The 20,681-nt window shown below is 66.6% G+C and carries 15 protein-coding genes and 2 pseudogenes; 13 read left to right on the top strand and 4 right to left on the bottom strand.

Features of this window, described 5'->3' with window-relative positions:
* Window positions 1-345 precede the first annotated feature (345 nt).
* On the top strand, window positions 346-1,557 hold the full coding sequence (locus LK10_RS06325; protein WP_052207027.1) for a beta-propeller fold lactonase family protein: 1,212 nt from the start codon (window positions 346-348) through the stop codon (window positions 1,555-1,557).
* A 304-nt stretch (window positions 1,558-1,861) separates the two neighbouring features.
* On the top strand, window positions 1,862-3,508 hold the full coding sequence (locus LK10_RS20770) for an LGFP repeat-containing protein (protein ID WP_052207028.1): 1,647 nt from the start codon (window positions 1,862-1,864) through the stop codon (window positions 3,506-3,508).
* A gap of 690 nt (window positions 3,509-4,198) precedes the next feature.
* Here the strand turns inward: LK10_RS20770 and LK10_RS06335 are convergent.
* The gene (locus tag LK10_RS06335; protein ID WP_043121241.1) at window positions 4,199-4,768 is read right to left on the bottom strand and encodes a TetR/AcrR family transcriptional regulator; all 570 of its coding nucleotides are present in this window, start codon (window positions 4,766-4,768) and stop codon (window positions 4,199-4,201) included.
* A gap of 80 nt (window positions 4,769-4,848) precedes the next feature.
* Between LK10_RS06335 and LK10_RS06340 the strand changes: the two are divergent.
* Window positions 4,849-5,591: pseudogene (locus tag LK10_RS06340) on the top strand (SDR family oxidoreductase).
* Window positions 5,592-5,717: 126 nt separating this feature from the next.
* Complete coding sequence (locus LK10_RS06345; protein WP_043121244.1) at window positions 5,718-6,197, top strand: RidA family protein; 480 nt, start codon at window positions 5,718-5,720, stop codon at window positions 6,195-6,197.
* A gap of 30 nt (window positions 6,198-6,227) precedes the next feature.
* Here LK10_RS06345 and LK10_RS21220 read toward each other — a convergent pair whose 3' ends face one another.
* A complete protein-coding gene (locus LK10_RS21220) occupies window positions 6,228-6,839 on the bottom strand; it encodes a hypothetical protein (RefSeq protein WP_231567642.1) in 612 nt (203 codons plus the stop codon).
* An 84-nt stretch (window positions 6,840-6,923) separates the two neighbouring features.
* Window positions 6,924-7,070: pseudogene (locus LK10_RS23015) on the bottom strand (GNAT family N-acetyltransferase); the annotation flags it as partial.
* Here LK10_RS23015 and LK10_RS22225 point away from each other — a divergent pair.
* Both LK10_RS22225 and LK10_RS06360 read left to right on the top strand, forming a co-directional pair.
* Window positions 6,999-7,259, top strand: coding sequence for a hypothetical protein (locus LK10_RS22225; RefSeq protein ID WP_043121249.1), 261 nt, complete (start codon window positions 6,999-7,001; stop codon window positions 7,257-7,259). The pseudogene LK10_RS23015 and the gene LK10_RS22225 sit on opposite strands and share 72 nt — an antisense overlap.
* A gap of 399 nt (window positions 7,260-7,658) precedes the next feature.
* Window positions 7,659-9,140 (top strand): cation:proton antiporter domain-containing protein, encoded by a 1,482-nt coding sequence (locus LK10_RS06360; RefSeq protein WP_043121251.1) that lies wholly within the window; start codon window positions 7,659-7,661, stop codon window positions 9,138-9,140.
* A 36-nt stretch (window positions 9,141-9,176) separates the two neighbouring features.
* Here LK10_RS06360 and LK10_RS06365 read toward each other — a convergent pair whose 3' ends face one another.
* Entirely contained in the window at window positions 9,177-10,490 is a 1,314-nt protein-coding gene (locus tag LK10_RS06365) for a DUF2254 domain-containing protein (RefSeq protein ID WP_156144060.1), read from the bottom strand.
* 262 nt (window positions 10,491-10,752) lie between these two features.
* Here LK10_RS06365 and LK10_RS21765 point away from each other — a divergent pair, with 262 nt between their 5' ends.
* The 7 genes from LK10_RS21765 (at window position 10,753) to LK10_RS06395 (ending at window position 20,676) form a co-directional block, all read left to right on the top strand.
* Window positions 10,753-10,851 (top strand): potassium-transporting ATPase subunit F, encoded by a 99-nt coding sequence (locus LK10_RS21765; RefSeq protein ID WP_156144061.1) that lies wholly within the window; start codon window positions 10,753-10,755, stop codon window positions 10,849-10,851.
* A gap of 3 nt (window positions 10,852-10,854) precedes the next feature.
* Window positions 10,855-12,495, top strand: a complete 1,641-nt coding sequence (gene kdpA, locus LK10_RS06370) for a potassium-transporting ATPase subunit KdpA (RefSeq protein ID WP_043121253.1) — start codon at window positions 10,855-10,857, stop codon at window positions 12,493-12,495.
* On the top strand, window positions 12,492-14,696 hold the full coding sequence (gene kdpB / locus LK10_RS06375; RefSeq protein ID WP_043121256.1) for a potassium-transporting ATPase subunit KdpB: 2,205 nt from the start codon (window positions 12,492-12,494) through the stop codon (window positions 14,694-14,696). The genes kdpA and kdpB overlap by 4 nt, the downstream gene beginning before the upstream one ends.
* Before the next feature lie 25 nt (window positions 14,697-14,721).
* The gene (kdpC, locus tag LK10_RS06380; RefSeq protein WP_043121258.1) at window positions 14,722-15,303 is read left to right on the top strand and encodes a K(+)-transporting ATPase subunit C; all 582 of its coding nucleotides are present in this window, start codon (window positions 14,722-14,724) and stop codon (window positions 15,301-15,303) included.
* A 44-nt stretch (window positions 15,304-15,347) separates the two neighbouring features.
* Window positions 15,348-17,867: a DUF4118 domain-containing protein gene (locus tag LK10_RS06385; protein WP_043121261.1), complete on the top strand. Its 2,520-nt coding sequence runs from the start codon at window positions 15,348-15,350 to the stop codon at window positions 17,865-17,867.
* A gap of 11 nt (window positions 17,868-17,878) precedes the next feature.
* Window positions 17,879-18,556 carry a response regulator gene (locus LK10_RS06390; protein ID WP_043121264.1) on the top strand — a complete coding sequence of 226 codons (678 nt, stop codon included), beginning with the start codon at window positions 17,879-17,881 and terminating at the stop codon, window positions 18,554-18,556.
* A gap of 143 nt (window positions 18,557-18,699) precedes the next feature.
* A complete protein-coding gene (locus LK10_RS06395) occupies window positions 18,700-20,676 on the top strand; it encodes an APC family permease (protein ID WP_043121267.1) in 1,977 nt (658 codons plus the stop codon).
* Window positions 20,677-20,681: the final 5 nt, after the last annotated feature.

The raw sequence follows: 20,681 nt of genomic DNA on the forward strand, positions 1-20,681 counted from the left end.
GGAGAGGCCGTTTCCCGATCCGAACATCGTCGGCGACGAAATCGCCTACCAGTACCACGACCCTCGCCTCAATCTCTGGAGGGGTCAATGCGCATGTGGTGAACCGTGGCCCTGCCAAAAAATCCGTGGGACTCGCACTGAAAGGGTTCCTTTGGCGGCACGCCGGTGCCTCTCCCCGAGACGTGAGCGGCTCTCTCGAGATTCGGGGAAGTCACAGTTGACCGCTGGGACCAAAACCGGATATCCGAGCGCCGCACTCCCGTTCGTCGGCGACGGGGACCACTTCAGCGCGGGTATGCTGCGTTTCGGCGGGCTGGGCCGCCGAACTGTCGATGGGGGTGGCGGGTGCGGTTCTCGCAGGTTCTGGGGCTGGTCCTCACAGGGGCGTTGCTGCTGCTGGGCGCGGGCCCGTCCTCGGCATCCCCGGGTGACACCATCACGCGCGCGGGGTGGTGGACTCCGCTGGGCGTCGTCGTCGGCGCTGACGGCACCGCCTACATCGGCGACCTGTCGGGCAAGGGAGTCAGCGTCGTGCCAGCGGGGGCGAGCGAACCGTCCCGGATCCTCTCGACCAACCTGCTCACCAACGGGCTCGGCCTCTCCGGCGACGGCACCCTCTATCTCGAAGGGACCGATCCGGACACGCGGCAGGAGCAGATCGGCGTGATTCCCAAGGGCGGCGACGGGGTCACGCGCACGATTCCCGTCTCGCAGGGCGCCCATCTGATCGCCGTGGCCTCGGACGGGACGGTCTATGTGCCCAACTACGGCTCGGGCACGGTCTCGGTCATCCCGCCCGGCGCGGACACGATCGCGCGAGAGATCGCGGTAGGGGCGGGGCCGAGGGAGGTCGCGATCGCGCGGGACGGCACCGCATACGTCACGAACCAGGTGGCCGGGACAGTGTCCGTCATCCCAGCGAGCGCCGGCAGGGTCTCCCGGACCATCCAGGTCAGCTCCGCCCCCGGGCGCACGGACAACCCTCACGGGATCGCCGTCGGCCCCGACGGCACGGTCTACGTCACGGACATCACCGCCAACGAAGTCGCCGTGATCAGGCCCGGCGGGACGGCTGTGGCCTATCGGGTGCCTGTCAGGTACCCGAAGGAGGTCGCGGTGGCCTCCGACGGCACCGCCTACGTTCTCTCTACGGCGCAGAACCTGTCCGTGATCAGGCCCGGCGGAAGGGCAATCGCCCGCAGCGCCGCCGTCTCGGCCAGCCCCGGCCATCTCGCAGTCACCCCCAAGGGGTCCGTCCTGGTCACCAACCCCGAGGACCAAACCGTCTCCGTCCTGGGCCCAGAGCTGCTCCAGCCGATCGCCCCCACAGCCTCAGGCAACCCGTCTGCGACGCCGCAGGCGCAAGCCGTGGGATCGTCCCCCCAGACCCAGAGCAACGGGGGAAACAGCAGACCCGGGGACGGCATGCCGGTCATCCTCGGCACGTCCGCCCTGGTACTGCTCGCCGCTGCGGGCACGGTGATCGCAGTCGCCCGACGGAGAAGACGCCCGGCCGCGCACGGCACCTTGGCGACGGCGCCAGACCGAACCGCTTGAAGCTGAGCGGCTCGCACCAAGCGGGGCCATGGGCTCCGGCACCGATAGCGGCGCATGGTCGTGAGCGAGCCTCGCGAAGAATCCACCGATCCAGGGGGAACGGGCCTCATGGCGGACTCTCTCGAGGGACAAAATCCGACCGCCAAGGCACGTGGGGACAAAAGTGCAGTCCGGCAAGCCGATGCCGCGGGTTCATCTTCTGAGAGTGAACTATTGGGAGATCTTGCCGCGGCCTTTTCCATGGCCTAATGTCAGCCACGCCGGTGTTTTCACATCGATTCGCTTTCGGTGCTTGGGGGATCTTTTGAAGCAGAAGTCAGCGCGCGTTCGCGCATGCTTAGCCACGCTCGCAGGGCTCGCTCTTTTGGCCTCCGGCCTCGTCACCGGCATTGAGCAGGCGAGCGCCGCGGGCACATCATGGGTCATCGACCTCAAGGTCGCTCCCGGCACGGTCGGCGGATCGGGAACGATCACCTTCACTACCCAGACGCTGTCGCAGGAGACGTTCTCAGACCCTCAGTGCGCCAGCCTGAACCAGACTGCCCCAGAGGGGAAGGTTGCGCTTTACGTCGGTGACGTGGTCTACACCTCGCCGACCCTCTCGCAATGGTCGAGCACTACGAGCACCGCCACGGATTCGGCGGTCACGACCTGCCAGACCACCGCCGGAACGTCCGTGCCAGCTACGGCAACGGTGATACGTACCACCGCCACGTGGTCCGTGAACTATTCGTGCCAGCAGCCGTGGAACACGATCAGGGCGACGTACAGCAACAACCCTTACGCGAGCCTGGGCATCGCCGACGCGATCTGGGGTGGCGTACCCATGCCGTCCTTCATCCCCTCAAACGGCGCGCTCCCGACCTCCTGCCCCGCGATGACGCTCTCCCCCTCGTCGGGCCTTCCCGGGTCGCCCCTGACAGTTACGGGTACCGGGTTCAAGCCCACGGACACCACGACGGTGCACTTCAACAACGTCTCACCTCTTGGGTCTGCGACCGTCGGCGGCGACGGCACGTTCACCGCGAAGGTGACGGTTCCCGCCAGTGCCTCGGACGGGACCTATTGGGTCTCGGTCTCGTCGCCAAGCTTTAACACCGTCTCGTCGCAATTCACGGTGGCGACACCCCCCACTCTCGCCGGGCGGATGGACGTCAAGGCCGCCCAATGGGTCCTCGGGGCTGCCACAAGTCCGGTGACGGCCATCCGTAACGGGGGCTTCTACCGCAACTACCAGTACGGGGCGATCATCTCGGCCCCCTCTCAGACTCTGTATGTGTCACATGGAGCGATCCGCAACGAATGGGCCGCTCTCGCCTTCGAGAACGGCGTCATGGGCTACCCCACCACTGACGAGGTCGGGGGCCTGCGTAACGGCGGCGTGTACCAGAACTACGAAGGCGGGGCCCTCCTGTGGTCGCCGGCGACCGGTGCCCACGAATCGCTGGGCTTCATGCGCGCTCTCTGGCAGTCCACCGGCTTCGAGAACGGCATCCTCGGCTACCCGACGAGCGACGTGGTCACCGGCCTACGAAACGGCGGCTCGTACCAGAACTACCAGGGCGGCGCGATCGTCTCTTCGCCGGCATCCGGCACACATCTGTCGACGGGACTCATCCGCCATGACTGGCAGGTCAACGGCTTCGAAAACGGAGTGCTCGGGTACCCGACGACCGAGATCGTCACCGGCCTCAATAACGGCTGGTCATACCAGAACTATCAGGGCGGGGCGATCCTGATGGACGCTGCCGGCACTTATGCAAGCGCGACGTACGGACCGATCCGCGCGGCATGGCTGTCCACAGGTTTCGAGAAAGGTCCCCTCGGCTACCCTGTCGGCGATCCCTATCCCGTGCCCGGCGGGACCTCCCAGAACTTCTACTACGGCCGAATCACCGACATCAATGGGGCCATCACCATCTGCACCGCAGGGAACGCCTGCTGGAGGTAATTCGCCTCGCCAGACCTCAACTTAAGCATTCGCAGATTCCCAATTCACACATCAGTTGGTGAGTCGGTCTGCGGCGATGTGTGCTGCGATGTCTGTGGCTGCAAGACTGGTGCTGTTGAAAATCAACTCTTCCGCAAACTCGACGCGTTCGAGGATCGCGGCGAGTTCCGGTGCCGTCTTTCACGCCATTCAAGTTCGTTCTCCTTGTCACCGTGCCGCAACCTCAGTCCGGCTTATGCCACATCGGCGTGCCAACCAGTCGCACCAATAGCGGTGCTTGGATTCAAGTGCCTTCACGCAGAGGTCGAACTGGTCGGTGATTTCCACGACGCCAGCAGCCACGATCACTTGAGGGCCGCGAGCGTGAAAGTTCGTGGGGGCGGCTCTCAGGTCTGCCAAGGCCAACTCAGAGGCGGAACCGGTCATCTGGTGGAGACGGCCAAGCGCAACGAAGCCAGTCGACGTCGATGATCCAACTGAAGCACGTATCCCTGCATCCACGTCCAGATGTGCCGGGCCGCGAAATCGTAGAATCGGCGAACCGGGGCAGACGGGGGGCCATGGACAGTCCCGACGACGACGCTGGGCCCCCGGGCTCCGGGTCCGGGCAGCGAGGGAAACGGCCATCATGTGACGGCCCCCGGACCTGTACCGAAAGGCTGGCGGTGCCTGCTGGGCCTCCCGGGAAGGTCAGGTCGCGGTGGGCTGTCCGAGGATGAGGTCGAGTTTGCGGCTGAGGGTCTCTTTGAGGTCGAAGGCGGGGGGGTCTTCGAGCAGCCAGCGGTTTTGGGTGTCGAAGTAGACCGCGGCGAGGATCTCGGCGACGTCCTGGGGTGCTGCTTGGGGGAAGAGTTCGCCGGAGGCTGCGCCGTCTTCGAGTGTGGCCATCACCGCTGGAGGGACCGGCTGGGGGACGACCATCTGCCCGCGCAGCATGCGGGTCAGCGGGCGTTCACGTTCGTTGATCTGGGCGAGCACGTCGTAGATGCGGTGCAGGCGCTCGCGCATCCGGCCAGAACCGGGGACGTAGGCCTCTGCCGCCTCCTGCCTGCGCCTCTCGCCCCACGCGAGCACGAAGTCACGCTTGGTCGGGTAGTGGTTCAGCACGGTCTGGCGGGCGACGTCCGCCCGCTCGGCGATCTGGTCGATCGTGGTTGCCTCGAAGCCCTGCGCTTCGAAGAGCGACAGGGCTGCCTCCAGCAACCGCCGCCGCATCTGGAGTCGCTGCCGCTCGCGCCGGCCGGGGACCGCTTCTGACATGCGACCAGTCTCGCACGGGATGCAGGCTGGAGTATATTTTTAGTCTCCAGCCTAGAAATCTTGATCTGAAGGAGTCTTCCATGCCTGCATGCTCCGACCATCGTGTCGCCCTCGTGACGGGCGCCTCGCGGGGAATCGGCCGCGCGGTGGCCGAGCACCTCGCCGCCGACGGCTATTCCCTCGCCCTGGGCTACGGAACGGACGCGGACGCCGCCGCGAGGTCCTCGCAGCGGTCGAGCGATCGGGCTCCCACGCCGTCACGGTGAAGGCGGACGTCGCCGACCCGGAAGCAGTCCTGGCCGCGTTCGATGGCGCCGAACAGGCCTTCGGCGGGGTTGACGTCGTCGTCCACGCGGCCGCCCGCATGACGCTCTCACCGCTGGCCGGCTTCGACCTCGCGGACCTCGAGGGGATGCTGCGGACCAATGTGCTCGGAACCTTCACGGTGGACCAGCAGGCCGTCCGCCGGGTCCGCCGAGGCGGGGCTATCGTGAACTTCTCCTCCTCAGTCATCGGCCGGGTCCTGCCCGGCTACACCGGCTACGCGGCCAGCAAGGCCGCCGTCGAGGCAATGACGTTCGTCCTGGCCCACGAGCTCCGCGGCCGGGACATCACCGTGAACGCCATCGCTCCCGGCCCGACAGCCACCGACATGTTCCTCGAGGGCAAGAGCCCCGAGCAGGCTGACTTCTTCGCGAAGGCCTCGCCGCTGGAGCGCCTCGGCACCCCAGAGGACATCGCGGCCGCGGTCGCCTTCCTCGCGGGCCCGACCGGGCACTGGATAAACGGTCAGACCCTCCGCGCGAACGGCGGCATCAACTGACCACAACCCACGGCCATGCAGCCTTAGCCAGAGATGAGGGTTCTCTTTGACGCGCTGATGGGTTCGGACGATCATTGCGGAGGCAAGCGCATTGCGGAGGCAAGCGGTCCGAGCGATGATCGACCCGTGGGCATCATCGAGGAACGGCTTGCTCAGCGCGGCCTTGTCCTGCCGCAACCGGCGCGAGCACCGCAGGGCTTCGCTTTTTCCTTCGAGTGGGTGAGAGTCGTCGGCAACCGGGTCCTCGTGTCCGGTCACTCGCCTCAAGCGAGTGACGGTCAACTCGCCGGTCCCTTCGGAAAAGTGCCGTCGGAGGTCTCGCTCGAAGCGGCAACGGAGGCCGCCAGAGCCACCGTTCTCTCGGTTCTCGGTAGCGTGCGGAATGCGATCGGCGACCTCGACCGCATAACTGCGTGGGTGACCGTCACCGGCATGGTGAACGCCGATAGCGGCTATGGCGAGACGACGAACGCGATCAACGGATTCTCCGACCTGGTTCTCGAGCTGTTTGGTCCGACCGTCGGTGCCCACGCTCGGACCGCGGTCGGCTTCGCGGCGCTGCCGCTGAACAACGCCGTAGTCGTGGGCGCCGAGCTGCAGATCTGAGCATCAGATGGCAAGGCCGGTCGGCGCACGTCACTCGAGCGGTGCCACCAGCCGATCTTCTCTTGGCGGCAGGTCGGCGCGCACCGCTGTCGTGATCGACGTTTTGGGAGTCCAGGCCTTCACGTCCAGAACGGGGAGGACGGGGCTTCGGGGATCCAAAGTGATGAGCATATTGCTGGCCCGCTCCCGGAAACTCCAGCGTGTGTCCTGCCACAACGCGGTCGCCGCCTCGCGCTGTCCGGGGAGAAACCAGAAGTGCTCTACACTCAGGTTCCGCAGCATCCGGTCTTTGGGTACGACGCGTAGCACTGAATTGGCGAGCCGGATCGCGGCAGGCATCCGCACGACCTCCATCGTTCGAAGCAGCCCTTCCTCGCGCACAGCCAGCCCCGCGAGGATGGCACCAGAGGGGCTTGTCGCGACACGGTAGTGGTTCACCGGCTCCCCGGCCGGCACCCACTGAAGCCACTGCTCAAGCGTTTTGGGCGACCAAATCCGGGCAAAGTTGTATTCCTGCGTCGCCTCCGTCACACCAGCGGCCACTTCGGGCAGATCCTCGCCCGACACGGCGCGCAGCTCGACACCTTTCGGCGCCCGGGGCGGATGCGAAAGCATCGGCACGGGCACGCTGATGGCGGGCATGCTGAACGCCGTGGCCCACCGACGCGCCGCTGCCATCGAGCCGACGTTGCCGCGTTGGATGTCCGCGACTACGACGACGTTCGGCCCCGCCAACTGCTCGGCTCGCTCGATCCGCCAACGGGCTAGCGCCCGCGCGACGCCTTGCCTCCTGTGCGACGGGTGCACGACGAGAGCGCCCAGAAGCGCGTATGGTCGCTCCGCGCCCTCATATCGGAACCGACCGAGCGTCAGGCGCGCCGATCCGACCAACTCGCCGTTGCGGATATCTTCAGCAACGACGCTACTGAAGTGCGTGAGAGCGGTACCACTTGTTCGAACGTGCGTGTGGATGCGGAAACCGATCGCGCCGCCGTCGGCGGCCGCCGCACCGAGGCGCTCGATCGCCTCGTCATCTTCGGCTCCGGCTGGCCGGAGCTGTAACCCGTCGTGAATGGCCGCAGTCCTCTCGACGTAGGTGCAGATGGCGACGCGAAACCCACGTCGCGGGAAGCGTTCTCTTGCGCGAGTGTAATACGCCAGTCGGCCGACGGGCCCTCGGAGTCCGGCGCGAGTTCGGGGAACTGCCTCAACTTGGCCTTCCGCGCGGCCCTCACAGGCCCGCGGTTTATCCACCTGCCGCGCTACACCCACTCTCGGAGTGGGCACTAAGGTCTATTGAAGTCGCCCCCTGAACGTGCCAACGTGCTGGAATGCGACTCCCACAGCTAGAAATACCGGACGAGGGCCCGTTCTCCTGACTTCCTGTCGCCGGAGTGCCCCGGCTCAGGCTCGCGGGTTCACTGCCCCGGACCCCGAACATCCCGGAAGGAGGAGACAGGCTTGGAGGACGTTGTTCCGTTCGGGCTCGTGGTACTAGTCGTCGCCCTCGCCGCTCTCGCCGCGGTGCTCTCCAACCGCATCAGCGCGCGCCTCCTCATCCCGGCCCCCGTGATACTCCTCGCGTGCGCGGCCGTGGCCTCGGATGTGTTCCCCGCACTGGGACAGCTCTCGACCACGGCGGTCCAGCGCGTCGTGACGATCGCCCTTGCCGTCGTCCTCTTCGACGGCGGGATGCACATCGGCTGGTCGCGCTTTCGATCCGCGGCGGTGCCGATCCTCTGGCTCGGGCTGGCTGGAACCTTCGTCACCGCGGGCGGCCTTGCACTGGGAGCGCACGAACTGTTCGGCCTCGACTGGACTACGGCCCTGGTGATCGGCACAGCGCTCTCCCCCACCGACCCCGCCGTCGTGTTCTCGGTCTTGGGCCGCAGAGAGGTCGGTGGCCGTGCCGGCGTCATACTCGAAGGAGAGTCGGGCGCCAACGATCCGGTCGGCATCGCCCTGATGGTCAGCCTGCTGGCTGGCAGCAGCGGTGCGGGCGGGATCGACGCGGGCGCGACAATCGTCAACTTCGCCCTCCAAATGGCCGTGGGCGGCGTCGTGGGAATTGTGGGAGGACGGCTCCTGCTGGCCTTCATGCGCCGCGTCCAGCTGCCGAGCGAGGGACTCTATGCGCTTCGCACCCTCGCTGGTGCCCTCGCGCTGTACGGCATTGCAACCGTCGCCCACGGCTCGGGGTTCCTCGCCGTCTTCATCGCCGGCATCGTCCTCGGTGATGAAGCCGCCCCCTACAAGGGCGACATCAGGCGCTTCCACGCGTCCCTCTCGAGCATCGCCGAGATCGTGGTCTTCGTCGTCCTCGGACTTACCGTCAGCCTGCGCACTCTCCCCGACGGCAACGCCTGGGCTATCGGCCTGGGGCTGGCCGTCCTGCTCACCATCGTCATCCGCCCCGTGTTCGCGGGCTTGGTGCTGATGCCGGTCAAGCTCAAACGAGGTGAACGGATCTTCGTACTCTGGTCCGGCCTCAAGGGCGCCGTGCCGATCCTCCTCGGGACCTTCGTCTTCAGCTCCGGAATGACGGGGACCACGCGCATCTACGACATCATCCTGGTCGTCGTGGTCTTCTCCGTCCTGGTCCAAGGAAGCCTCGTGCCGTGGGTGGCCGCCCGCTGCCGCGTCCCAATGCGCATGGTCGAACCCACGCCTTGGGGCCTTGGCCTACGGTTCAGAGAACCTCCCAAAGGGCTCCACCGCTATCGGGTTGCCGTCGGATCGGCGGCCGACGGCAAGGCGATCGGGGACCTCGGGCTCGGCGAAGACGTCTGGATCAGTTTCATCCTACGTCGGGGCAGCCCGCTCCAGGTGCGCGCATCAACGGTCTTGGCCGCGGGCGACGACGTGCTGGTCCAGATTGACCCGGCAGAACCGGCGTCGGTTCCCGCAAGGCTTTTCACCGAATCCCGCCGGGGGCAGCTGTAACCTCAACTGACTGCGGCTCAGGGGCATGGGCTGCGGCTAGGAGAGGGCGTCGAGCACCGCGCTTCCCTCCGCCAGCAGCGGCTCGCGGTCCTCAGCTTGGGGAACCACCCGCCGAACATCGTCGAGGAGCGTCTCGACGTACTTCCGGACAACCGCGCGATGCGCTTCGTCGCTGAACCATGCGACATCGCGGCACACCCGCAGAAGCGCACGGACCACCCGGGGCTCGCTCGCCCCGTACCGCCGGACCTGCCCCAGAGCCAACTCCATGAGGTAGTTGAAGTCCCGCGCCGGGACGTACAGCCGGACAACGCCCTGAGAGTCCGTCACCGACTGGGGCCCGTGCCGCCGCACGGCAAGGGCGGCGAGGATGGTGGCCAGGTGATCGACCGCCTGATTCGCAGTGTACGGATCGTTCACGGCCGGGGAGAGAGCCTTGGACGCTATATCGGCCAGTTGCCGAATGCCGAACGCGACGTCCTGCTCGAGCGTGCGTTCATAACCTACTCGCACGCTCCGCGTGACCGCACTGCGCAACTCCTCGACGACGTCGGGCGCAAGAGGGGGCCCGCTGCCATCCTTGCCGCCCCACACCCAAGCGAGGGGAGCTCCTTCAACGACGTGACGGCCGACCATCGGGACGATCCGGCCGGTCAGGCCCAGCTCCTCCAACATCTCGACCAGCGCGCTGCCATGGACGGCTTGGACGTACCCCGACCTCGGCGCAGGCAAAGCCAAGGCCCCCCGCGGGGGTTCCGGCACCCGCACCTCTGGATCTCCCTCGAGGAAAGAGCTCTCGAGCACCTTGACGGTTGCCTTCTCCACGCTCTTCATGACCTGGTCTATCTGGATGGAGTGCGTGAGATGGTGCACGAAGAATACGAGCATGACCATGCTCACGAACAAGAGGAGCAAGGCCCCGCTGACGGCGAGGCGGGGGTAGGTCTCGGTGCGCTGACCGCTCGCAACGCCGACCGTGTAGAGACCTGCCGTGCTGTAGGCGAAGGTCGCGACGAAGACGCTCAGGGTCAGCTGGTTCGGGATGTCGCGAAGGAAGTTCCTCAGCAGCCGTGGGCTGAACTGGGTCGAAGCGAGTTGGAGCGCCACCACGGTCAACCCGAGGACTAGGGCGATGACCGTCACCATCGTGCTGGCAATGCTGATGAGGAGATTGCGGGCGTCGTCGGAAGTTCCTTGGAAGACGAGGAAGGCAAAGGGCGACGTCGGGTTGATCAGGATCGAGGACAGGCCCGCGCCCGCGATCAGCGCAAGGATGACAGCCGCCGTCGGCATCGCCCAGAGGGCACTCGCCAAATACTCTCGGACCGCCTCACGCCTCACAGGGGACACTCTCGGCTGCTCGCTGCCGTCGGTCAAGACATGCCTCGCGCAAAGACCGCGCAAAGAAACCCGGTGGCGGCGTTAGGAACGGGTCAAGAGGCTCTGGCTGGCCGTTGCGGGAAGATTCACTGTTTCCGTGAGGACCTGCAGGGCGCGGTCCTGGCGGAAGGGGTTGTGTCATGGCCGATGTGGCCGTCGTGGCGATCTTTCTCGTGCTGGCCGGTCTCGTGATGTGGTGCGTCTCGGCCATCTCGAAGTTGGTGGACCGGGCATGAGCTACGGAATCATCGCCTGGATTCTGCTGGGGCTTGTTGCCCTCGCGGTGTGCATCTATCTCGTGGACCAGCTGTTCCGCCCGGGCGGGCGGTGACCGATGCAGTTCAGCTTCCTCTCCTTCATCACCCAGATCGGCATCCTCGTAGTGGCACTCGGCGCGGTCCACCGGCCCTTGGGCGCGTACCTCGCCAAGGTAGCGGACGACGGCGCCCATCTCCGCTTCGAGCGCTGGATCTACAAGGCGGCGGGGGTGGGTCCGGACAGCGAGCAGACCTGGAAGGGCTATGCGCGCAGCATGGTCGCATTCTCGGTGGCCGGCGTGATCCTGCTCTACGCCGCCGAGCGCCTTCAGCCGCTCCTTTCGGGTGGCCGGATGGCGAGCGTGGACCCATGGGTAGCCATGAACACTGCCATCTCTTTCATCACGAACACCAACTGGCAGGCCTACGTCCCGGAATCGACCCTTGGCTTCGTGGTGCAGATGGCCTTCCTCGCAGTGCAGAACTTCGTCTCCGCAGCCGTTGGCATCGCCATTGCCTTCGCCCTTGTGCGTGGGTTCGTCCGGAAGGGGTCGGATTCCCTCGGAAACTTCTGGGTGGACGTGACTCGCATCACGTTCCGCGTTCTTCTTCCGCTCGCGGCGGTCGTGGCCGCACTGCTCATCGTGACCGGCGTCGTCCAGGACTTCTCGCCGAGCACCGTGCACAATGCGATCACGGGTGTCTCGCAGACGATCCCGGGCGGCCCGGTCGCGAGCCAAGAGGCCATCAAGGAACTCGGCACGAACGGCGGCGGATACTTCAACGCCAATTCGTCGCACCCCTTCGAGAACCCGAACGCGTTCAGCAACATCTTCGAGGTCTTCCTGCTCCTCGCGATCCCCTTCTCGCTCCCCTACACGTTCGGCCAGATGGTCGGCAGCCGGAAGCAGGGCTACACGATCCTGACCGTGATGGCGGCACTGTGGCTCATCGCAGAGGGGATCATGGCGTCGACCATCGCGGCGTGGCCCAACCTCGGCGAGGGCCTTGAGCAGCGATTCGGCCCCGCCGCGAGCGGCATCTTCGCGACCGCCACGACGCTCACTTCCACCGGCGCCGTGGACTCGATGCACGACTCGCTCCCACCGTTGGCCGGCGGCATGGCCATGTTCGACATGATGCTCGGCGAGATCGCCCCAGGCGGGGTCGGCTCGGGCCTCTACGGGATGCTCGTGCTCGCCGTCCTCGCGGTGTTCCTCGGCGGTCTCATGGTGGGCCGGACCCCTGAATATCTGGGAAAGAAGATCCAGGCCCGCCACATGACGCTCGCGGCCCTGTACCTGCTCGTGACGCCGGTCCTCGTCCTCGTGCTCACGGGCGCAGCGGTCCTGATCCCATCTGTCGTCGCGGATGCGCCCTCCCAAGGGCCCCACCAGTTCAGCGAACTGCTCTACGCGTTCACGTCGGGCGCGAACAACAACGGTTCGGCCTTCGCGGGCATCAGCGCCTCGGACCCCCTGATCTCCTCGCTCATGAATGTCGCGATGTGGCTCGGCCGTGTGCTGCCGATGGTCCTCGTGCTGGCCCTCGCAGGGAGCTTCGCCGCGCAGAAGCCCATCCCACCATCGCCGGGCACTCTCGCGACGTACGGGCCCCTGTTCGCCGGCCTGCTCGGCACCGTGACGGTCCTCTTCACCGCCCTGAACTACTTCCCAGCCCTCGCGCTGGGACCCATCGCGGAGGGAACCTTCAGATGACCACGTCTCACGACGCTCGCCCCCTAGCGACCAATCCCTCACCTGACGTGCCCAGCCATGCGCCGGCGCCGCGCGTCACCGAGCTCTCCGGGCATGCGTACAAGCGGCGCAAGGCGTTCAACCGGGAGCTCGTCCTCGCGGCCATCCCGCAGTCATTCATCAAGCTCGACCCCCGGCAGATGCGGCACTCCCCCGTCATGTTCACCGTGCTGGTCGGCACGGTCGTGTCCGTCGTCGCGTGTGCCGCCCAGATCATCCAGGCGAGCCCCGACGTCGTCTTCAGCCTCGTCATCACCCTCTGGCTGCTCCTGACCGTCCTCTTCGCGAACTTCTCGGAGGCCCTCGCCGAGGGCCGGGGAAAGGCGCAAGCGGACAGCCTCCGAGCAGGCCGACAAGGGCTGCTCGCACGCAGGCTCAAAGGCGCGGCCCGTGGGGAAGGAAACGCGGCTGAGGAAAGCGTTCCCGCTCCAGAGCTCCGCAAGGGAGACCTCGTTGTCTGCGAAGCGGGAGACGTCGTCCCATCCGACGGCGAGATCGTCGAGGGCCTCGCCATGATCGACGAATCCGCGATCACCGGCGAGTCGGCGCCGGTGGTGCGCGAATCCGGAGGGGACCGTTCCGCTGTGACAGGCGGCACGAAGGTCATCTCCGACCGCGTCGTGGTTCGGATCACGGCCGACCCCGGCCAGACTTTCATCGACCGCATGATCGCGCTCGTCGAGGGCGCCGAGCGCCAGATGACGCCTAACGAAGCTGCCCTCCATGTGCTGCTCGTCGCGCTCACGATTGTGTTCCTCGCCGTCACGGTCGTGCTTGTGCCGTTCGCCAACCTCGCGGGCGCCGTCCCCTCCCCCGTGGTGCTCGTGGCGCTCCTCGTGTGCCTCATCCCCACGACGATCGGCGCGCTCGTACCGGCGATCGGCATTGCGGGAATGGATCGCCTCGTCCAGCACAACGTCCTGGCGACGAGCGGCCGTGCAGTCGAGACAGCGGGAGATATCACGACCCTTCTGCTCGACAAGACCGGCACGATCACGTTCGGCAACCGCCGCGCCGTGGACTTCCTCCCCGCGCCAGGGGTCCCAGAGGCCGAGTTCATCGCGGCCGCGCGGCTCGCGTCCCTCGCGGATGAAACCCCTGAAGGCCGCTCGATCGTCGACCTTGCGGGCGAGCGCGGCGCGACGGGCCCGAGTCTGGACGAGCTCGCACGCAGTGCGGGGCAACAGGGAGCCTTCGCCGTTGTCGAATTCTCGGCGATGACGCGAATGAGCGGACTCGACGAGGGCAAGCGCCGCTACCGCAAGGGCGCCGCTTCCGCCGTCGCGCGCTGGGTCCGCGAGCTGGGAGGGGACATCCCGCCGGGAGTGCGCGACGACGTCGACTCGATTGCGAGCGACGGCGGCACGCCCCTCGTGGTGGCGACGGACGACGGCGTGGACCAACCCGAGCGGCACAGGCCGCGCGTATTGGGCACTGTCCATCTCGCCGACGTCGTGAAGCCGGGGATCGCGGACCGTTTCGCTGCACTGCGCCGCATGGGCATCCGCACCGTCATGATCACAGGAGACAACAGGCTCACCGCGGCAGCGATAGCCAAGGAGGCCGGCGTCGACGACTATCTGGCCGAAGCCACGCCGGAGGACAAGCTCACCCGCATCCGGGCCGAGCAGAAGGCGGGGCAGCTCGTCGCGATGACCGGGGACGGCACAAACGACGCTCCCGCCCTCGCGGCCGCCGATGTTGGCGTCGCCATGAATTCGGGCACACAGGCCGCGAAGGAGGCAGCCAACATGGTGGACCTCGACTCCGACCCGACGAAGCTCATCGACGTCGTTGCGATCGGGAAGCAGCTGCTCATCACGCGCGGCTCGCTCACGACGTTCTCGGTCGCGAACGACGTCGCAAAGTACTTCGCCATCATCCCAGCCTTGTTCGTCGCGGTCTTCCCAGGCTTGAGCCTGTTGAATGTCATGGGTCTCACGAGCCCGAAGAGCGCGGTGCTGGCCGCCGTCATCTTCAACGCGATCATCATCGTGCTGCTCGTTCCGCTCGCCCTGCGCGGCGTGCGCTACCGGCCCGTCACCGCCCAACAGGCACTGCGGCGAAACCTGCTCGTCTATGGCGTTGGCGGGATCGTCGCACCTTTCATCGGCATCAAGATCATCGACCTGCTTCTGGCCCTCGTGCCGGGACTGCATTGAGGCGAAGACAAGGAAGGAGGGCCACGTGAACGTCTACCTGCGGCAGCTCGCAACGTCGTTCCGGTTCCTCGCGGTCGCGACGCTCGTGCTGGGCGTGCTGTACCCGCTCGTCATGTTCGGCGTGGGCCAGGTGATCGGCTCTCCGGAGGCGAACGGGTCGATCGCACAGCTCGACGGGGCGCCCGCGGCATCGACCCTGATCGTCCAGCCCGTTCCCGAGAAAGAGAACCGGCTCTTCTTCCCGCGGCCCTCCGCGGTGAAGTGGGACTCCACGACATCCGGGGCATCGAACCTCGGTCCCTCGGACCCTGCCCTCGCCAAGGCAGAGTCCTCTGCCCGTGCCGCGATCGCGGCCCGCGAAGACGTTCCGGCGTCAGCCGTCCCGCTCGACGCCGTGACCGCTTCGGCGTCCGGCCTGGATCCGGATATCTCCCCGGCCTACGCCCAGCTCCAGGTGCCGCGTGTCGCCAAGGCGACAGGTCTCAGCGTCGACGAGGTGCAGCATCTGGTCACCGACGCGACGACGAACCAAGTCCTGGGGTTGCTGGGCCAGCCCGCCGTTAACACCACGAAGCTAAACCTCGCGATCGCCGCGAGGCTGAAGTAACGACGTCAAAGAGAAAGTCTGGAAATAGGGGAAGAATCAGCAGCATGGACCGCGGGAGCCTGCGCATCTTCCTCGGCGCCGCGCCGGGCGTCGGGAAGACCTACGCGATGCTCGAGGAGGCCCACCACCTCGTCGCGGGCGGGACCGACGTCGTCGTCGGCGTGGTCATGGACCATGGGCGGGCCCAGACCGCCGCGCTGGTCCGAGGACTTGAGGCCGTGCCGCTGCGCGTCGTCGAGTACCGCGGCACGAAGCTCCCGGAGATGGACGTCGATGCCGTCCTGGCCCGCAAGCCCCACACCGCGCTGGTCGACGAGTACGCCCATACCAACGCTCCTGGCAGCCGCCATGCCAAGCGCTGGGAGGACGTCGACGAGCTCCTAGAAGCCGGCATCAACGTGCTGACGACGGTCAACGTCCAGCACCTTGCTTCCCTCAACGACGTCGTCGAGGCCATTACCGGCACCCGGCAGCAAGAGGTGATTCCAGACGCGATTGTGCGCAAGGCGGATCAGATCGAACTCGTCGACATCCCGCCTGAACTGTTGCGCCAGCGGCTCAGCTCCGGCCTCGTGTACGCACCGGACAAGATCGATGCCGCGCTCGCCAACTACTTCCGGCTCGGCAACCTCTCGGCCCTTCGGGAAATCGCGCTCATCTGGCTCGCCGACCGGGTCGAGGAGGGGCTTGCCGAGTACCGGAAGCGTCACCGCATCGACGAGACGTGGCCTGCTCGCGAACGTGTCGTCGTTGCCCTCACGGGAGGACCCGAGGGCGAGGCGCTCGTCCGCCGGGCCGCGCGCATCCTCTCGCGCGTGAGCGGCGGCGACCTCCTCGCGGTCCACGTCCGCACCCCCGACGGCCTAGCTGAGGGCTCGGAGCAGTCCCTTGCCGCGCAGCGTCGGCTCGTCGAGGACCTTGGTGGCAGCTACCACCAGCTCGCGGGCGACGACATCGCATCGACGCTGCTCGATTTTGCGCGCAGTGTCAACGCCACGCAGATCGTCGTGGGCGTCTCCCGGCACACTCGCCTCCAGCAGTTCCTCGGGCGCGGAGGGGTGGGGAGCGCCGTCGTGCGCGACTCGGGCGAGATCGACGTCCACATGGTGACCCACCCGCTCGCCGGCCGCGGGCCCCGCCTCAGGCTCACGCCATTGCTTGGGCGCACCCGGGCAATCACGGGGTACATCCTCGCGTTCGTCGTCCCGATCCTGATGACAGCGGCGCTCCTGCCGTTCCCCCAGCTCAACCTCACGACGCACGTGCTCGCCCACCTGTGCGCCGTCGTCCTCGTCGCCTTCGTCGGCGGGCTGTGGCCCGCAGTCGTCGCCGCGGTCTTCGACTCGCTCCTGCTCAACTACTTCGTCACCCCACCCGTCGGCACCCTCACGATCGACGATCCGCAGAACTTCTTCGCCCTGGTGGCGTTCATCGCCGTCGCGGTCGCGTTCTCCCTCGTCGTCGGGGTGTCTTCGCGCCGATCCAGGGACGCGGTGGCGGCCCGTGCAGAGGCGAGCACGCTGAGTGAACTGGCCAGTGGCTCGCTCGCCCGAGACCAGAACGCGGACGAGTTCCTCGAACAGCTCCGAGCGGAATTCCAACTGGACGCCGTCAGTCTGCTTGCCGACATCGACGGCACCTGGAAAGTGCGGGCCAGCGCCGGCACCGACGCGCCCGCGAGCCTGGAAGAAGCCGACGGTGCGGACCCCTTGGACGGCGAGCAGACCCTCGCCTGGACTGGACGGCCCCTCAGTGGGCGCGAACGCCGGCTCCTCTCCGCGTTCGAAGCCCACCTCACCGCGCTCCTCGAGCGCCAGCAGCTCTCGCTCAGCCTCCGAGAGACGGTCCGGCTCGGCGAAGCCAACCGCATTCGGACCTCCATCCTGAGGGCCGTCTCCCACGACCTGCGGACGCCGCTCGCGGGCATCCGCCTCGCGGTCACGGCACTCAAGCGGCAGCGGGGAAAGACGACTCCCGAGGAGCAGGAAGAGATGCTCGACACTATTGACGCCTACTCGAACCGCCTGGACAACCTCGTCGCCAATCTCCTCGACATGTCCCGCATAGACAGCGCGAGCGTGTCGGTCCTGCACGAGCCGGTCACGTGGCTCGACGTCGTCTCCGAGGTTCTCTCCGAACTGGCGCCGGACGCGGTCCGCGTCGATCTCGCCCCGAATCTGCCGGCGCTCGACGGCGACCGCGGCCTCCTCGTGCGGGCGCTCGCCAACATCGTCGAGAACGCGGTCAAGTATGCGCCGAACAGCGACATTGTCATCGTCGCGACGACCGGCGGCCTGCTCGCCCCCAGCGTTGCAGACCGGCCCGTGAGCGAGCTCCGCGTCATCGACCACGGCAGCGGAGTGCCGGCCGAACGCGTCATGGCCATGTTCCAACCGTTCCAGCGTCTGGGCGATGAGGAGACCGGCCCCGGTATCGGCCTCGGCCTCGCGGTTGCGAAGGGCTTCATCGAAGCGATGGGAGGCGAACTCGGGGCCGAACCAACGCCGGGCGGAGGCCTGAGCATGATCATCCGCATGCCTCTGTACGCTGGGCCGCGGGACTAGGAAAGGCGACGATGAAGCGCGTACTCGTGGTAGACGACGAGCCACAGCTCCTGCGTGCGCTTCAGATCAACCTCAGGGCAGAAGGCTACGCGGTCACTGTCGCCGGCAGCGGAAGAGAAGCGTTGCGGCTGGCCGCCTCGGCACCCCCCGATGTGCTCGTCCTCGACCTCGGTCTTCCCGACCTAGACGGCGCCGAGGTGATCCGTGGAATCCGGGGGTGGTCTGATCTGCCGATTGTCGTGCTCTCGGCCCGCCATGGCTCGACCGACAAAGTGGAGGCGCTCGACGCCGGCGCGGACGACTACGTGACCAAGCCCTTCGGTCTCGACGAACTGCTCGCCCGCCTGCGCGCCGTCGAACGCCGCTCCGCCCACGCCCCCGCTGACGGGTTCATCGACGCCGGTGATCTCGTCATCGATCTGGGGGCCGCCACTGTCACGCGACAGGGCGAGCGCGTCCACCTCACGCCGCGAGAATGGGGCGTCCTTCAGATGCTAGTTGCCAATCGCGGAAAGCTCGTCACACAACGGCAGCTTCTCCAGACTGTCTGGGGCCCAGCCTACGGAGAGGAGACCCAGTATCTCCGGGTCTACATGGCGCAGCTGCGGAGGAAGCTCGAAGCCGACCCCGCAAAGCCCCGTCATCTCATCACCGAAGCCGGCCGCGGGTACCGCTTCGATACCACCTGAGCTGCGGCAGAGCGGGACTGCCAGTTAATCGTTCGTAAGGGTTCCATAAAAGCCCCGTCATGCTCCCGAGCAGGCGGGTTATCGTCACAGCGATCGCAGCATTTGCAGGACGAGTTGCAGGACAACGACAAGGAAGAGCTCCGATGACAACCTTGAGTCGCCCTCCCGCCGAGCCGACATCGGGCAAGACCAGGCCGAGTCATTCGCTCCGCGCCTGGTTGCTGCACGACCTGCACGAGACTCAGGCTCTCCACCAGGGCCCTCACGCCATACCTCGGGGCCATGAGAAGAAGCACGCGTGGTGGCAGGTGATGTGCCTGACCGGCGTCGACTACTTCTCTTCACTCGGATACGCACCGGCAATCGCCGTCGTCGCGGCCGGCGTCGTCTCCCCTCTCGCGACCCTCGTGCTCGTGGTCGTGACCCTCTTCGGCGCACTCCCTGTCTACAGACGGGTCTCGGTCGAGAGCCATAGCGGCTCCGGATCGATCGCGATGCTCGAGCGCCTGCTGCCGCGCTGGGGCGGCAAGTTCTTCGTGCTGGCCCTCCTCGGCTTCGCCGCCACGGACTTCATGATCACGATGACGCTCTCGGGTGCCGACGCCGCGGCGCACCTGATCGCCAACCCGCTGATGCCGGGGTGGCTTCAGGGGCAGAACATCGGCGTCACCCTCTTCCTGCTTGCGCTCCTCGCCGCCGTCTTCCTGCGGGGTTTCAAGGAAGCCATCGGTGTCGCCGTCGTCCTCGTCGGCTTCTACCTCTTCCTCAACGCGATCCTCGTGGTCGTCACCCTCGGTGACGCCCTCTCCCATCCGATCAAGGTGAACGACTGGTGGCAGGCCCTGACCACCTCCCACGGAAACCCTGCCGCGGTGATCGGCATCGCGCTCCTCGTCTTTCCAAAACTCGCGCTCGGCATGTCCGGCTTCGAAACGGGGGTCGCGGTGATGCCCCAGATCCGCGGCGACGCGAGCGATACCGAGGAGCATCCTGCCGGGCGGATCAGGGGCACGAAGCGACTGCTCACGGTCGCCGCCCTCATCATGAGCACCTTCCTCGTCACAAGCAGCTTCACGTCGGTCGTCCTGATCCCCCAGAAGGAGTTCCAGCCGGGCGGAGCCGCCGACGGTCGCGCACTCGCGCTCCTCGCCCACCAGTACCTCGGCGTCGCCTTCGGAACCGCTTATGACCTCAGCACCATAGCGATCCTGTGGTTCGCGGGAGCCTCTGCAATGGCAGGTCTGCTGAACCTCGTTCCCCGCTACCTTCCCCGCTACGGAATGGCGCCCCAGTGGACCAAGGCCACCCGGCCGCTCGTGCTCGTCTTCACTGCGATCGGGTTCCTCATCACCCTGATCTTCGCGGCAAACGTCGACGCTCAAGGCGGCGCCTATGCCACCGGCGTCCTGGTCCTCATGACCTCCGCCGCCGTCGCCGTCACGCTTTCGGCTCGGCGCCGACAGCAGCGAAAGGCCACGATCGGCTTCGGGATCGTCGCCGCAGTCTTCGTCTACACGACTTTGACCAACATGGTCGAGCGCCCCGAGGGCATCCAGATCGCCGTCATCTTCATCGCAGCCATTATCGTGATCTCATTCATCTCCCGGGCACGGAGGTCCTTCGAGCTCCATGCGACGAGCATCCACTTCGACGAGAAGGCCATCGAGTTCGTCGCCGAGGCGGACTCGGGGCCGCTGCAGATCATCGCGCACGAACCGCTCAGGCTCACTGGCGATGCGTACCGCCACAAGCTGCAGACGGTCAGCGAAGTGAGCCACCTGCCGCTCGGGGATGACGTCCTCTTCCTCGAAGTGATCGTCGACGATTCCTCGGACTTCGAAACGGAATTGGAGGTGCACGGCATCATGCGCCATGGGTTCCGCATCCTTGAGGTCCACGGGCCTGTCGTCCCCAACACGATCGCCTCAGTCCTGCTGCACATCAGGGACGTCACCGGCCTCATGCCGCACATCTACTTCCGCTGGACCGAAGGCAACCCTGTCCGGAATCTGCTGCGCTTCATGTTCTTCGGGGAAGGCGAAATCGCACCCGTCACGCGGGAAGTGCTGCGTCAAGCAGTCCCCGACATCACCCAACGGCCTTGGGTCCACGTCGGTTAGGGAGC

Source organism: Sinomonas humi, from assembly GCF_000802235.1.
GTDB classification, from domain to species: Bacteria; Actinomycetota; Actinomycetes; order Actinomycetales; family Micrococcaceae; genus Sinomonas; species Sinomonas humi.